General features: G+C 60.1%; 13 protein-coding genes. 7 read left to right on the forward strand and 6 right to left on the reverse strand.

The window, feature by feature from the left end; all coding sequences use genetic code 11:
* The first annotated feature begins 286 nt into the window (after positions 1–286).
* The 4 genes from PQQ95_RS05130 to PQQ95_RS05145 are packed head-to-tail and all read left to right on the forward strand — an operon-like array spanning position 287 to position 4,411.
* Entirely contained in the window at positions 287–2,632 is a 2,346-nt protein-coding gene (locus PQQ95_RS05130) for a TonB-dependent receptor (protein ID WP_408435494.1), read from the forward strand.
* A 27-nt stretch (positions 2,633–2,659) separates the two neighbouring features.
* Complete coding sequence (locus PQQ95_RS05135) at positions 2,660–3,307, forward strand: MotA/TolQ/ExbB proton channel family protein (protein ID WP_408435495.1); 648 nt, start codon at positions 2,660–2,662, stop codon at positions 3,305–3,307.
* Positions 3,304–3,702 carry an ExbD/TolR family protein gene (locus tag PQQ95_RS05140; RefSeq protein ID WP_408435497.1) on the forward strand — a complete coding sequence of 133 codons (399 nt, stop codon included), beginning with the start codon at positions 3,304–3,306 and terminating at the stop codon, positions 3,700–3,702. The genes PQQ95_RS05135 and PQQ95_RS05140 overlap by 4 nt, the downstream gene beginning before the upstream one ends.
* A 4-nt stretch (positions 3,703–3,706) precedes the next feature.
* Entirely contained in the window at positions 3,707–4,411 is a 705-nt protein-coding gene (locus PQQ95_RS05145) for an energy transducer TonB (RefSeq protein WP_408435498.1), read from the forward strand.
* 62 nt (positions 4,412–4,473) lie between these two features.
* Here the strand turns inward: PQQ95_RS05145 and PQQ95_RS05150 are convergent, their stop codons facing one another.
* Positions 4,474–5,427 carry a LysR substrate-binding domain-containing protein gene (locus PQQ95_RS05150; RefSeq protein WP_408435500.1) on the reverse strand — a complete coding sequence of 318 codons (954 nt, stop codon included), beginning with the start codon at positions 5,425–5,427 and terminating at the stop codon, positions 4,474–4,476.
* A 163-nt stretch (positions 5,428–5,590) separates the two neighbouring features.
* On the opposite strand from PQQ95_RS05150, the gene PQQ95_RS05155 reads away from it, so the two are divergent.
* The 3 genes from PQQ95_RS05155 (at position 5,591) to PQQ95_RS05165 (ending at position 8,927) form a co-directional block, all read left to right on the forward strand.
* Entirely contained in the window at positions 5,591–6,817 is a 1,227-nt protein-coding gene (locus PQQ95_RS05155; RefSeq protein WP_408435502.1) for a M20 aminoacylase family protein, read from the forward strand.
* The gene (locus PQQ95_RS05160; RefSeq protein WP_408435504.1) at positions 6,814–7,602 is read left to right on the forward strand and encodes an ABC transporter substrate-binding protein; all 789 of its coding nucleotides are present in this window, start codon (positions 6,814–6,816) and stop codon (positions 7,600–7,602) included. The genes PQQ95_RS05155 and PQQ95_RS05160 overlap by 4 nt, the downstream gene beginning before the upstream one ends.
* Positions 7,603–7,739: 137 nt before the next feature.
* Positions 7,740–8,927: a porin gene (locus PQQ95_RS05165; RefSeq protein WP_408435506.1), complete on the forward strand. Its 1,188-nt coding sequence runs from the start codon at positions 7,740–7,742 to the stop codon at positions 8,925–8,927.
* Between the two features lie 35 nt (positions 8,928–8,962).
* Here the strand turns inward: PQQ95_RS05165 and PQQ95_RS05170 are convergent, their stop codons facing one another.
* The 5 genes from PQQ95_RS05170 to PQQ95_RS05190 form a co-directional block, all read right to left on the reverse strand.
* Positions 8,963–9,814, reverse strand: a complete 852-nt coding sequence (locus PQQ95_RS05170) for a carbohydrate ABC transporter permease (protein ID WP_408435508.1) — start codon at positions 9,812–9,814, stop codon at positions 8,963–8,965.
* 10 nt (positions 9,815–9,824) lie between these two features.
* Positions 9,825–10,838 (reverse strand): carbohydrate ABC transporter permease, encoded by a 1,014-nt coding sequence (locus PQQ95_RS05175; protein ID WP_408435510.1) that lies wholly within the window; start codon positions 10,836–10,838, stop codon positions 9,825–9,827.
* Positions 10,839–10,865: 27 nt separating this feature from the next.
* A complete protein-coding gene (locus PQQ95_RS05180) occupies positions 10,866–12,119 on the reverse strand; it encodes an ABC transporter substrate-binding protein (RefSeq protein ID WP_408435512.1) in 1,254 nt (417 codons plus the stop codon).
* 74 nt (positions 12,120–12,193) lie between these two features.
* Positions 12,194–14,188, reverse strand: a complete 1,995-nt coding sequence (locus tag PQQ95_RS05185) for a beta-galactosidase (protein WP_408435513.1) — start codon at positions 14,186–14,188, stop codon at positions 12,194–12,196.
* A gap of 11 nt (positions 14,189–14,199) precedes the next feature.
* Positions 14,200–15,357, reverse strand: a complete 1,158-nt coding sequence (locus PQQ95_RS05190; RefSeq protein ID WP_408435515.1) for an ABC transporter ATP-binding protein — start codon at positions 15,355–15,357, stop codon at positions 14,200–14,202.
* Between the last annotated feature and the right edge of the window lie 48 nt (positions 15,358–15,405).

A 15,405-nucleotide genomic window follows, 5' to 3' on the forward strand; every position in this document is an offset into this window, starting at 1 on the left:
CAAGCACCCCTCTCCCTCCCGTCAAACGACTGCGGCGGTCCGAATCCGGATCGCCGCTCAGTCGTGAAACGCCCGCCTGGCTGTCCCCAATCGCTCGCAGTGCCTTCCATCGGGTTGTCATTTTTATTTTTCAATGTAATGATATAACATTCCCAGTCGCAGATGACGGCGGGGTGCCCGCTTGATCGGGACCAGTCAGCGCACACCTCGTCATCCGTGCCGCAGCCAGGAAAACGTCAACAAAACCGAAAACACCTCCATCAGTGCTCAACCCGAATAAATAAAGATGAAAAACCGCACGCGTGTCTCTCATGCAGCCCTGCTGCTGTTCGCTATCGCCGCTCATGCGCACGCCGCGCCCGACGAGGGCGCAGTGACGGGCGCCGTCACCGACGCGTCAGGCAAGCCCGTCCGGAACGCCACCGTAAGCGTTCAGAACGCAAGCGGCGCCGCTATCAGCGAAGCGAAAACGGATGCCGACGGTCATTTCGCGATCGATCACGTCACGCCGGGCACCTACGCGATTGTCGTCACCGCGCCGGGATTCGCGAGCGGCAGCAGCATAACGACCACGACTGCGGGCACTGCAAACGCGGTGGACGTCAAACTCGCTCAAAGCGACACCCTCGACGTTCAGGTGAACGCAAAGCGCCTCGATCGGGCCCGCAACGGACTGCTGCCGGAAACCGGCAGCAGCGTGTACCGTTTCAGCCAGGCAGATATCAATGCGTTGCCCGCAGGGCAAGACACGCCGCTGAACCAGGTACTGCTCCAGGCACCCGGTGTGGCAAGCGACTCATACGGGCAATTGCACGTGCGCGGTGACCACGCGAACCTGCAATACCGCATTAACGGCATCATCATTCCCGAGCCGATCAGCGGTTTCGGCCAGTCACTCGACACCCGCATCATCGACCAGGTCAACCTGCTGACAGGCGCGTTGCCGGCGCAGTACGGCTATCGCACGGCAGGCGTGGTGGACATCCGCACAAAGACGGGCGATGCAGGCAACGGCGGGTCCATCGACGTGTTCGGCGGCAGTCATCAGACAATCAAGACCAGCGCGGATGTATTCGGCAATCAGGGGCCGTTCAGCTACTACTTCAGCGGCTCGCTCGGCATGAACAACCTCGGGATCGAGAATCCCACTGCCAGTGCCAACGCGATTCACGACCACACCCGTCAGGGCGATGCGTTCGGCTACATGTCGTACATCATCAACCCGCTCACCCGCGTGAGCGTGATGTTCGGCACGACGAGCAATCAGTTCGAGATTCCCAACACGCCCGGCTTGCCGACCAACTTCACGCTCAACGGCAACAATACGTTCGACTCGAGCCAGTTGAACGAAACGCAATCGGAATTGAACAACTTCGCCGTGGTGGCCCTCCAGGGCACCAATGGCGGTGCGCTCGACTATCAGGTTGCCCTCTTTACGCGCTATACGCGGACGCAATTCAATCCCGACCCGGTCGGCGATCTGCTCTTTAACGGCGTGGCGTCACAGGATTTTCACAGCAACTCGGCCAATGGCGCCCAGGTGGACACGACCTGGCGGCTGAACGACAAGCATACGGTCCGGGCGGGTGTCTTCTTCCAGCAGGAACATGCCGTGTTCAACGACAGCGTCAACGTCTTCGCAACGGATAGCAACGGCAACCCGCTGTCCGATCAACCCTTCAATATTCAGGACTCCAGCAGTAAGACCGGCTATCTGTATAGCGCCTACGTGCAGGACGAATGGAAAATCACGGACAAACTCACGCTGAACTATGGCTTGCGCTATGACAAGATGGACGAATATGTCAGCGCGAGCCAACTCAGTCCCCGCATCGGCCTCGTCTATGCGCTGACGCCGGCCACGACGGTTCATGCCGGCTACGCACGCTATTTCACGCCGCCTGCGTTCGAACTGGTGTCCGGTTCGACCATCAGCCGATTCAATGGCACGACCAACCAGAGTCCGTCGGATCAAAACGACCAGGTGCAACCGGAACGCAGCCACTATTTCGATCTCGGTGTGACCCAGCGCATCGGATCCAACGTCACGATCGGGCTCGACGCTTACTACAAGAAATCGGCCAACCTGCTCGATGAAGGACAGTTCGGCTCCGCGCTCATCTTCACGCCGTTCAACTACAGGGAGGGGCGCGTGTATGGGGTCGAGTTCACGGCCAACTACAAGCAGGACAATGTATCGGCGTATATGAATCTCGCATGGAGCCGCGCGCAGGGCACGCAGATCGATTCAGCACAGTTCAATTTCGACCCGGCGGAACTCGCCTATATCAACAGTCACTGGGTCTATCTGGATCATGATCAACGCATCACCGCGTCATTCGGCGGCACCTACGATCTCGGCAAAACGACCTTCACGTTCGACGGACTGGTAGGAAGCGGCTTGCGCAGCGGCTTCGCGAACACCGACCGGCTGCCGGTCTATGCGCAAGTCAATCTCGGCGTGATACAGCACTTCAACCAGCCGCTCATCGGCAAATTCGATGCACGCCTCGTCGTGGTCAACGCGTTCAATCGCGTCTACGAGTTGCGCGACGGTTCGGGCATCGGCGTCGGCGCACCGCAATATGGCCCACATTTCGCCGTCTACGCCGGGCTCACCAAGCATTTCTGATTCCGTCAGGCTCCGAAGAGGTAAAGCATGCAAGACTGGGCAAGCGTTCTCGCGGCGGTACGCGTAGGCGGATGGGTCATCTATCCGCTGACGATACTCGCCATTCTGGCCGTCGCCATCACCCTCGACCGGGCTTATGTGTTTGTGCGTTTTGGCCGGTTGCCGGGCACGCTACGCGGCACCCACGAAATCGCGGCGCCCGGATCGGCCCTTGATTGGGCCGGCAGATTGAAGGATGCCGCCGGACAGAACGCATTCAAACGGATGAGCGCGCCGTGGGCACCCGATCCTTCTGTGCCGCTATGGCTGCGTGAGGCCAAGGCGCAATCGGTTGCCTCGCAAATCGAACGCGACATGAGCAAAGGCTTCTGGGTGCTGGAAACCATCGTGACGGCGGCGCCTTTGCTGGGTCTGTTGGGCACCATCGTCGGCATGATGCATTCGTTTCAGTTATTCGGCGGCGATGGTCTCGTCGATCCGGGCGGCGTGACCGGCGGCGTGGCGCAATCGTTGGTGGCAACCGCGATCGGCCTCGTCGTCGCCTTGTTCGCGCTCTTTGCGTTCAACTATTTTTCCCGCCGGCTTGAACGGCTCATGGACGAACTCGAGTCGTTCGCCAATGCGCGGCTCAGCGAAATCCGTCTTGCCGACACACCCGCGGGAGCGCTGCCGTGAAGTTCAAGCGCTCGCGCGCGGCGAGGCGCGGTCGCATCGAAATCATTCCGATGATCGATGTGATGTTCTTTCTGCTGGCAACTTTCATGCTCGCATCGCTCGCGATGCAGCGGCTCGACGCGCTCAAGATCAATCTCCCCGCCGGCCACGCGCAAAAGATGGCAGCCCATGAACCGCTTACGATCACGGTCGACAGCAGCAATGCGCTATTTGTGAACCATCAGTCAGTTCGCCTTGATCAAATCGAGCCGACGGTCAAGCGTCTGCTGCAACCGGACGGCAATGTCGTGATCGCGGCTGACGACGCCGCGGGCCATGGCGTGGTTGTTCAGGCGATGCTGGCCGCGCGCCGCGCGGGTGCCGAGCGGTTTCTGATCGCCGTGCATCGTGAGTAGCCGGATGCGCCTCGCGGCCGCGGTGGACAATGCTCCGCAAATACGAATCGCGTTAGCGGTGCTGGTCGCGCTAATCGTATGGATCGTGTTTCTATTTCAACTAGGGCGCTGGCTGGGCGCAACGAAAACCACGCGTACACCGGATAGGCCACTTGAAATGCGGGTCGTGGAACTCGATCCGCCGAAAGCCCCAACGGCGACGCTTTCTGCGCCTCCGGTTACGCACGCTCCGATCGCTCCGGCGAAGCCACGACAACCTGTCGATCCGCGCCCTCACGTTTCAACACAATCACCCACCTCGAAGCCAGATGTGCACCCGGTGCAAAGCGTTGCCCCTAGTCAGCCAGCCGCCGCAACGAAAGCGGCCGATCCGTCTGCGCATGCTGCCGCCCCCGCTTCCGAAGAACGTGCAAGCGCTACACCATCGGCCACGTCATCCGGCGATGCCACCGCACACGCCATTGCCCAACCGTTGCCGGAACTGCCCGACGATTTGCGCGAGCAGGCATATCAAACCGTCGCGACAGCCCGCTTCGCCATTCACGTTGACGGCTCAGTCGATGTCGAACTCATCAAGCCGACCGCCAACCCGCGGCTCAATCAGATCCTGCTCGAAACGCTCCGTAAGTGGCGGTTTTTTCCGGCGATGCAGGCCGGACATCCGGTCGAAAGCCGGCAGGATATCCGCGTGCATTTCAATGTGGACTAGCGTGCTGAAACTTGTGCGGCAAGACTGACAATGACCGCATCACACACGCGGTTTCTCGATGTTCAAACGAGCAAGGTGACGGTATCAAACAGCGCAAGGTCTTCTTTCTTTGCCGATCTTGCATGCTTGCGGATCACGTGCAAAAGACACTCGATAAAGCAGTGTGCCGCGCCACTAAGCGTGCTGTTCCGGCGCGTGACAATGCTCAGTTGCCGCGAATCGAACTTCTCTTTCAACGTGAGCGCCACCAGTTGACTTTGAAACAGGGGAGCCGTTTGAAGGACGGTCGGGCACCACGTGCACATGTCGGCGCGCTCAACCAGCATCTGCAGCGTGCCTAGCGACTGAGCCCGCACAATGCGGTTCGCTTCAATCTGCGCGCCATGGCGCGTGAACAGATAGTCGATCAGTGCGTCCCGTCCGTCAGGCGCGAAATTGAGCGCCCAGTCCTGGTCCAGCAAATCGTAAATCGAGCCACAGCGCTGACGCGGATGTCCCCGGCGAACCATCACGGCCGTCTCGTAGTTCAAAACCGGTTCACACGAAAACTCCTGGGTTGCCGTAGACGGATGCAACTGTCCAATCACAAAGTCCATGTCGCCGGTGCGCAAAAGCGGTTGCGCGACAGCCATCAGGCTCTCGAACAGTTCCAGCTGGATATCGGGCATCCGCTTGCGAAACAGCAATACTGTCTCGCCCAGAAACGTCAACGTGATCCACGGTGTCACACCGACGCTAAGCCTGCCCTCCGCTCGACCGCGTAGTCTTGCCAGGTCGTTCTGCGCATGCTCCAGCTGATTGAGAACCAGCCGCGCGTGGGTGAGCAACGCCTTGCCATATTCGGTGAAGCTGATTCCTTCGGGTGCGCGTATCAGCAATGGCAGTTGCTCGGTGGCTTCGAGTTCGCGCAGCGCGCGCGTGACGGCGGCCTGAGAAATCCCCAATGACCGCGCGGCCGCCCGGATGCTTCCCGTTTCCGCACTCGCCACTAGCGCCTGCAGTTGATGAATCTTCACGAAACCACCCCGACAACAAATGGTTGTCAGCATAACAAAACTGCGGCTTCCGCCTCGAAATTTCGCTGAATAGCATTCCGACCAGTGCAGACAGTTGCGTCGCCTGAATCTCCAAGGGCTGACGCGACGACCGGGTCTGTCCGCTCTTCAAAGGATTTCATCAATGGTTCAAGACTTCGTTTTGCCTGGCATCGCCGCCATTCGCGAGGAAATGATCGGCTTGCGCCGCCGTATTCACGCCTATCCGGAACTCGGCCTGCAGGAGATCGCAACCAGCGAACTGGTCGCCGAATGCCTGAACCAGTGGGGCTACCAGGTCACGCGAGCTGTGGGTCAAACCGGCGTCGTAGGCACGTTAAAGATCAGCGAGGGACCGTCCCTCGGACTGCGCGCCGATATGGACGCGCTTCCGATTCACGAGACGACGGGCTTGCCGTATGCCAGCCGGAACGAAGGCGTCATGCACGCCTGCGGTCACGACGGGCACACCGCCACGTTGCTGGCCGCAGCAAAATACCTGGCCGAAACGCGAGCGTTCTGCGGCACGCTGAACCTGATTTTCCAACCTGCCGAAGAAGGCCTCGGCGGCGCTCAAAAGATGATGGAAGACGGCCTTTTCGAACGCTTTCCGTGCGACGCCATCTTTGCTCTCCACAACGTGCCGGGGTATCCCGCGGGTCATCTCGGCTTTTACAGCGGCGCATTCATGGCGTCCGCCGACACCGTCACGGTACGCGTGATGGGTCGCGGCGGGCATGGCGCCGTGCCGGACAAGGCCATTGACCCGATCGTCGTATGCGCGTCGATCGTGACTGCGTTGCAAAGTATCGTGTCACGTAACGTGAGCCCGCGCGATCTGGCCATCATCAGCGTCGGTTCGATTCATGCGGGCGTCGCGTCGAATGTGATCCCGTCGTCGGCGCAGATGCTGCTGACCGTCCGGGCGCTTGCGCCGGATGTCCGCGACCTGCTCGAACGCAGGATTCACGAACTCGTGCATGGGCAGGCGGCAAGTTTCGGTGCGCACGCGGAGATCGACTACGTCAGGTGCCATCCGGTGCTGATCAATCATCGTGCGGAAACGGACTTCGCGCGCCAGGTGGCTGCGGACTGGCTCGGCCCGCAATCCCTCATCGACAATCTCGAACCCTTCACCGCCAGCGAAGACTTCGCATTCATGCTCGAAGAATGCCCTGGCAGCTACTTCGTGATCGGCAATGGCGATGGTGAACGCAGTTGCGCACTACACCACTCCGGCTATGACTTCAACGATGACTGCCTCGCGGTGGGCGCCACCTACTGGGTCAAGTTGACCGAACGTTTTCTGGCAAAACCTGTTTGTATCGAACATCAGCATTTCAACAACGACATTGAGGAGAAACACACGTGAAAAAGACACTCGCAACCATCTCGTTCGCTTTGATGGCGCTGTCCGGCAGCGCCGGTGCCGCAGATTGGTCCGGCAAGGAAATCAGGCTGGCGGTCGATCCGACTTACCCGCCGCTAGAGTTCAAGACGCCGGACGGAAAGTTGACCGGTTTTGGCGTGGACATCGCCAACGCGCTGTGTGCCGAGCTTCACGCGCGATGCGTATGGGTCGAAACCAGCTTCGACGGCATGATCCCCGGACTGCTGGCCAGAAAGTTCGATGCGATCTCGTCCTCAATGACCATCACGCCCAAGCGCATGCAGCAGATTGCGTTTACGAACAAGATCTCCAACGCGCCGGCAAGACTGGTCGTCAAGCGCGATTCCGATCTACTGCCGACTGCTGCGTCGTTAAAAGGGAAACGTGTCGGGGTCGAACAGGGTTCGAGCCAGGAGGATTACGCCAAAGCGCAGTGGCAACCGGCCGGCGTGCAGATCGTCTCTTACCAGAATCAGGATCAGGTCTACATGGACCTGCTCTCAGGACGGCTCGACGCGGCATTTCAGGCGTCGATCGAGGCGGACGATGGTTTCCTCAAGAAGCCTGAAGGCAAGAACTACAAGTTTGCCGGCCCGGCCTTTGACGATCCGAAGTATTTCGGTCTGGGCGACGGTCTTGGTCTTCGCAAGGAGGACGTCGCGTTGCGCGATGCGTTCAATCAGGCACTCGCTGCCGTGCTGGCCAACGGGACCTATGCACGAATCAACCGGAAGTATTTCGACTTCGATATCTACGGCGCGAAGTGAACCGGCCTGAGCTAGCCACCCCATTGAACAAAATGATTCTCTGAGGCTTCGGACTAGCCCACCTGATCGCACCAGCGAAACGGCAATCTGATCGACAAATCAAGTAGAAAAAAACCTTCCATATTCAGGATCGCGAATTGAATAAAACTATTGTTTGTATTGCGATAACGTCCGCATTTGCAACATCGGCATTTGCACAGAGCAGCGTGAGTTTGTATGGCGTCATTGACGAGGGACTCGACTTTACGAATAACGTCGGCGGAAGCCACGCGTACGAACTGACAAGCGGCTATGCACAAGGCAGCCGCTGGGGACTGAAAGGCGCCGAAGATCTGGGCGGCGGCCTCAAGACAGTCTTTCAGATAGAAAACGGCTTCAATGTCAACACCGGCAAGCTTGCTCAAGGCGGACTCGAGTTTGGACGCCAGGCCTATGTCGGCATCGAGAGCGAGCAGTACGGTACGGTTACGTTCGGCCGGCAATACGATTCGGTGGTCGACTATCTTGCATTGACGACCGCCAACGGCAATTGGGGCGGCTATCTGCTATCCCATCCGTTCGACAACGACAACACAGATAACACGTTTCGCATCAACAACACGGTTAAGTATGCGAGCCCAGACCTCGCCGGTTTCCAGTTCGGCGGCACCTATAGCTTCAGCAACAGCACAGGCTTTGCCAATAACCGGCAGTTGAGCATTGGCGCACAGTACACGAACGGCGGACTGCTGATCGCAGCGGCCTATCTGAACGCGGACAATCCGGGATCGACATCCGGCGGTGCGATTGCCGGTTCGAGTTCGACGGTCGCCGCGGACGCAAACTTTCAATCCGGGCGCTTGCGCATCTTTGGCGCAGGGATCAACTACACAGTGGGCCCGGCTACGCTTGGCTTTGCGTATACCGATACGAACATCAGCAACCCCGCTGCGAATGTCGCCTACCTCAGCGCGCAGGAGAGCATCCAGCCGACCACCGGTGCGCTGGCAGGCGGAACATTGACCCGTTTGAAGTACCAGAATTTCGAACTGAACGGAAAATATCAGTTCACGCCGGCGTTCTTCGTAGGCGCGCAATACGTTTATACGCTGGAGAACTACGATGCAACGACAGGCAGCGTACGGCCGAAGATTCACACCGCCGGCCTGATGGCGGACTACAACCTGTCAAAGCGCACCGATGTCTACCTTCAGGGCGCCTTCCAGAAGATCACCGGCGACGCCACCGGATCGGCGCTGGATCAGGCGTACGTGCCTGGCGCACAGGACCTCTCGTCGTCATCGAGTCAGCTTGTTGTGCGGGCGGCGATCCGGCATACGTTCTGACGCCAATCCAGCGGGCGCGTTGCCCTGACGCGCCCTCACCCCTTCGTGGCTCCGAATGTCAGCCCCGCCACGAAATGCTTCTGCATTGCAAAGAACATCGCGACCGAAGGCAACGCGGCGAGAATCGACCCCGCCGAAACCAGATTCCATGCCGTCGTCCACTGCCCTTTCAAGGCTGCGACGCCTACGGTAATCGGCGCAGCGTCATCGCCTTGCGTCAGACACAGCGCCCAGAAGTAGTCATTCCACACGAATGTGAACACGAGAATCGCCAATGCGGCCAGCGCGGGACGGATCAACGGCAATACGATCCTGAAGAACACCGTCCACTCATTGGCGCCCTCGATCCGCGCCGCCTCGACCAGTTCAAACGGCAACTGCTTGATGAAGTTCCGCAGAAACAACGCGCAAAATCCTGTCTGAAACGACACATGGAACAGAATCAGCGCGCTTACCGTATTGAACAAACCGAGCTGCAACGACAGATCCCGCACCGGAATCATCAACACCTGCACCGGTACAAAATTACCCGCAACGAACGTCGCGAACAGCGCCGAATTGCCGCGAAAACGATAGATGGCCAGCGCGAATCCCGCCATCGCCGCAAGCGCAATCGAACCCACCACAGCGGGCACGGTAATCAGCACGCTATTCCAGAAGTAATGCAGCATCGGCGAGGTGGTCAATGCCTCGCGATAATTATCGAACATCGCGAAGTGTCTCGGCCAACCCCAATAGTTGCCCTCGCTCAGTTCTTCCGTCGAGCGCACCGAGGTCACGAGCACGGCGATCATCGGCAGCAACCAGATCAGCAGCGCGAACGGTAACGTCAGTTTGTATGCGCGGCGCGTCACCGGCTTCCATTTGTCGATCGGAATCGGAAACATGATCGGCTCCTTATTGCTCGGTGCGCAGCATGCGGCGCAGGTGATAGACGATGTACACCAGCATGATGGCGAACAGCACAACCGCCACTGCCGCTGAATAGCCGATGCGGTAATACTTGATCGCCTGGTCGTACATGTAGTACGCGAGCACGGTCGAACTTTCGAACGGTCCACCGCCGGTCATCACCGAAATCAGATCGAAGCTGCGCAACGCGCCGATCACCGTGACGACGATCGCCATGAACGTGGTCGGCCGCAATTGCGGCAGAATCACGTGCCACAGCATCGACCAGCCGCGCGCCCCCTCCATTCGCGCCGCCTCGATCTGCTCGGCGTTCAACGACGTCAAACCAGTCAGGTAAAGAATCATGCAATACGCAGTTTGCGGCCACAGTGCGGCGAACACGATCCCAAAGGTCGCGTAATGAGAGTCGCCGAGTACCGGCACGCCGTGCCCGAGAATCACCGCGAGTAAGCCGAAGGTCGGGTCGTAGAACCACGAGAAGATCAAACCCACCACTACGCCCGACAACACGAACGGCGCGAAGAACAGCGATTTGACGATGCGGATGCCGGCCACGGCCTGGTTCAGATAAAGCGCGACGGCGAGCCCCATCGGCGGGGCGAGCAGGAACAGCAGCAGCCAGATAAGGTTGTTCTTCAGCGCCGTGTAGAACGTCGGTGTATGGAACAACTCGATATAGTTGGCGAGACCGACGAAAGACGGGTCGGTCATCCCATCCCAGTTGAAAAAGCTCAGGCGGACAGTCGAGATGATCGGCCACACGACGTAGATCGCCACCATCACGCAGGCCGGCGCCAGAAACAGGAAAGCGGCTCGGCGCTGCCGGCGCGCGGTCGGCGAAGGACGGCGCCGGCGCGGCGCGCGAGACGAGCCGCCGCGCGAAGCGCCGCCCGATGCCGGTATGCCCGACGCCGGTACGCCCGATGCAGGCAAGCCAGGACCGCCCGGTTCGGCAGAGCCGCCAACAGTGTGGCGAGTGACGGAATGCGACACGATCATTCTCCTGTGTCGATTGGAATTAGCGCTTCACTTCTTATAGATCCGCTTACGCGTCTGCTCGAGTTGCGCCAGCACATCGTCGAGCTTCGAGGGATCGGAGATGAATTGCTGCATTCCCTTCATCCCTTCATCAGCCATTTCCTTTGTCATGTCACGATCGTAGAACTGCGCAATGCCGCCCTTCGTATTCGCGAGAATCTGGAAACCGATCTTCGAAATCGGATCCTCAGGTTCCGGCGATTTGCTATTCGCCGACAACGAACCGAGGCCGGCCGCCAGCTTCGCGCCATTTTCCGGCGTCTGGACGAACGCAAGGAAGGCATGCGCATCCGCCTTGTTCTTCGCCTTCGACGGGATATGCAGCGATTCGACCGGACCGTCTTCGGCGGTCGGCACGTTCGCGTCGATGATCGGGAACTGGAAGTAGCCCATTTCCGTCTTGACGTTCGGCGGGAAACCACCCGTGATGAAGGTGCCCATCAACATCATCGCGGCCTTGCCCTGGAACAGGAACGGCTGCACCGCATCCAGATCGTAGGAAAGCGAATTGTCGATGAAATAGCCGGCGTCGATCAGCTGCTTCCATGTCGTGTAGACCTTCTTCACACGCGGATCGGTATACGCAATCTCGCCCGCCATCAGTTTCTGATGGAACGCGTTGCCGTTCAGGCGCAGGTCGAGATAATCGAACCAGCCGGCCAGCGTCCATGAATCACGGCCAGCCACGGCAATCGGCGTAATGCCTGCGGCTTTCAGCTTCTTGCAGTCGTCGAGAAACTGGTTCCATGTTTTCGGTTCACCGGCAATGCCGACCTTCTGGAACAGATCCTTACGGTAGAACATGCCCCACGAGTAGTACACGGTCGGCGCGGCGTACTGCTTGCCCTTATACGACGACGCTTCTTTCGTCGACGCATACATGTCGTTCCAGCCGTTCTTCGCCCAATCGCCGCTCAGGTCTTCGAACAAACCGCGCTGCGCGTAATAGGCCATCCGCTCGCCGTCATGCCAATTGACGATATCGGGCGCGACGGTGGAGAGCCAACCGGGCAACTGGACTTTGTACGCTTCTTCGTCGACGAACGACACCTTCACGTCGGTGCCCGGATGCGTATTCTTGAAATCGTCGATGATCGACTGCCAGACGGCGCGTTGACTCGCGCCCTTGAACGCGATGTTGACCGCGAGCGTGCCGGCCTGCGCCGTGCTGACGACGGATATCCCTGCGGCCGCCGCGGCCAGCGCGAGTGCCAGCAGAATCTTGCGAGGTTTCAGTGCCATGTTGCTGTCTCCTTTATCCCTTGATCTTGCGTCGTTGTTGTTACTGCATGGAATCCTTCGTTCAGCGCTTCAGATCATTTTCCCGATCGATAGACGGCCACGCCTCGCGGTTCGATCGCGCGTGAACCGATCACGAAAGCGTCGTCGGCGACATCGGCCAGCGTGTATGTCTGATCACCGTAGTTGAATACGTAGGTCAGCGCACCACGACGGCTGAACCGCACGCTGTCGCCGAGCGGTATCGTCTCGATGCCCGCTTCTTCGGCGATCTGCTTCAGGAGGCGGACGGTGAGCGCATCGTCGAACAGGCTCGCGAAGTAGTGAAACCGACCGCTTTTCACATAAGCGGGATGGTCGTCGGCGAAACGGGCACGTATGTCGAGCGAAGCCGCCGGACCACCCTCGCCTTCGATGAAATCGCGCCAGTGACGCGCGACGCCGTCCTCCCGCGTCACGTCCCCGTTATCCACGAGCCGCACTGCTTCGGTCACATTCGGCCGCATCGACTCGACGCGCCACACGCGCAACGGCAGCACAGAAGCAAGCGCGCCCGGCGGCAGGTTCGCGGGAATCTGCACGTCCTGCGTCTTCGAAGCGGTGCGGGGACCCAGCACGACGTGCGCGCCCGAGTTCGACAGTCGCGCGGCGAAATCCGCGGGCACGACCGGCAGCGGCGGCACGACGATCAGACGATAGCCGTCGAGCGCCGCGTCGACCGGCACGATATCGACGTCTAGCCCGAGCGCGCGCAACGCCGAGTAATACTCGAATGCAAAGCGCGGATAGTGAAAATCCGCACCCTGCGGATGAATCTCGAAGAGCCACTTCGCTTCATAGTCGTAAACAAGCGCGGCTTTCGAGCGGATCGCAGCGTCGGCGTCGGCATTCGCGGCCTGCACCGCGCGAATCTCTTCGGCAACCTGCGCTGCTTCACGTCCGCCGGCATCGAGCCGGTTATCGGGGGTATTCAAACCCGCGTGCATCTGCTCCTGCGCAAACGGCGCCTGGCGCCAGCGGAAATACGACACGCAGCCCGCGCCGTGCGCGAACGCCTCCCAACTCCATAACCGCACCATGCCGGGCAGCGGCGCCGGATTCCACTGCGCCCAGTTCACGGGACCCGGCTGCTGCTCCATTACCCAGAAAGGCAGCTTCGACATGCCGCGGTACACGTCATGGTTGAACGACGCGAAGTCGGGATGTCCGCTGCGCAACCAGCGCGCCTTCACGTCCGGCGCAAACCACTGCTCTTCGAGCGCGCCGAGCGGATAGCTGTCCCACGTGGCGACATCGAGATCGGCCGACACCTTGTAGTGATCGAACTCGGTAAAGAGCTGCATGAAGTTGTGCGCGACCGGACGCCCCGGCGAATGCGCGCGGATGATCTCGACCTGCATGCGGTTGTAGCGCGCCACTTCGTCGGAGGCGAAACGCCGGTAGTCGAGCCGGTGCGACGGATGCGCTTCGGTGACGGTCGCCACCGGCGCGTCGATCTCGTCGAAGCTGCGGTACTCCATGCTCCAGAACACCGTGCCCCACGCACGATTCAGCGCATCAATCGTTTGATAGCGCGCCTTGAGCCACTCGCGAAAGCGCCCCACCGCGGCCGCCGAATAGCTGACCACCGTGTGATGACAGCCGAATTCGTTATCCGTCTGCCAGTACGCAACCGCCGGATGCTTGCCATAACGCTCAGCGACCGCCGTGCAGATTCGCTGCGACGCGGTGAAATACGAAGGCGATGAGAAATCGTAGTGACGGCGTGAGCCGAAGGCGCGCGGACGGCCGTCCGCACCGATCGGCAGAATGTCCGGATGACGGTCGATCAGCCACTTGGGCGGCGTCGCGGTGGGCGTGCACATGACGACCTGCAAACCGGCCGCGCCGAGTACCTCGATCGCGCGATCGAGCCAGCCCCAGTTGTATTCACCAGGCGTGGGCTCTATCCGGCTCCATGCAAATTCGGCGATTCGCACCTGCTCGATGCCAAGCGCTTTCATCCGGCGAGCGTCGTCTTCCCACATCGACTCCGGCCAGTGTTCCGGGTAGTAACAGACTCCAAGGCGCATCCGAATGTCCTCTATGCGTAGTGTTCGACGGATTCGAGCGAAGCGGCGGCAAAGCCGTCTTCGGTAAACAAATGGCATGCACGGCTGGGAACGCGCAAACTCGCGCGGTCGCCGGGCGCGAGACGTGTGTCGCCCGGCGCTTTGGCGATCAGCACGGCGCCGCCGGGCTGATCGAGGTGGACATAGCTGTGCTCGCCAAGCTGTTCGACGAGGGACACGGTGCGAGTCAAAACACCGTTCTGCGAGTGTTCAGACGCTGCCGCGCCGATGAATTCGAGGTGTTCCGGCCGCACGCCGAGCGTGACGGGCTGAGACGTCTGCAGACCTTCACCGCTGACGGGCACACGAACGCTTTCAGACGTCTCGTCGAGTGTGACGATCACGCCCTGCGGATCGACCGACGCCACCCGCCCCGGCAAAAAATTCATCCGCGGCGACCCGATGAAACCGGCGACGAAGCGGCTCTTCGGCCGGTGGTACAACTCGAGCGGCGCGCCGATCTGTGCGATGCTGCCGTGGCGCTCCATGTCCTTACCCGCATGCAGCAGCACGATCTTGTCGGCCAGCGTCATCGCTTCGATCTGGTCGTGCGTGACGTACACGACGCTGGCTTTGGCGAATTGCTTGTGCAGCCGCGCGATCTCGATGCGGGTCTGGCCACGCAGCGTCGCATCGAGATTGGAAAGCGGTTCGTCGAACAGAAATACGCCAGGTTCGCGCACGATGGCCCGGCCAATCGCCACGCGCTGCCGCTGCCCGCCAGACAGTGCCTTCGGCCGGCGCTCGAGCAGCGCCTCCAGTTGCAGAATGCGCGCGGCCTCCCGCACCTTGCGGTCGATTTCGTCTTTCGGGGTTTTGGCCAGCTTCAGGCCGAAGGCCATGTTCTCGAACACGGTCATATGCGGAAACAGCGCATAGCTCTGGAACACCATCGCCACACCGCGCTGCGCCGCCGGAACGTCGTTGACGAGGCGGCCGGCGATCGACAGGTCGCCCTCGGTCACATCTTCGAGGCCGGCGATCATCCGCAACAAGGTGGACTTGCCGCAGCCGGACGGACCGAGAAATACACAGAACTCGTTCTCAGCGATCTCCAGATCGACATCGCGGATCACCAGCGCACCGTCGCCATATGCCTTCTGCACGCCTCTCAACGAAATGCTCGCCATTGCATCGACTCCGTGATTTAATCGGCTCGATGTCGGAGATTAAGCGCT

It is taken from the genome of Paraburkholderia caffeinilytica, from assembly GCF_046030355.1.
Taxonomy (GTDB): Bacteria; Pseudomonadota; Gammaproteobacteria; order Burkholderiales; family Burkholderiaceae; genus Paraburkholderia; species Paraburkholderia caffeinilytica_B.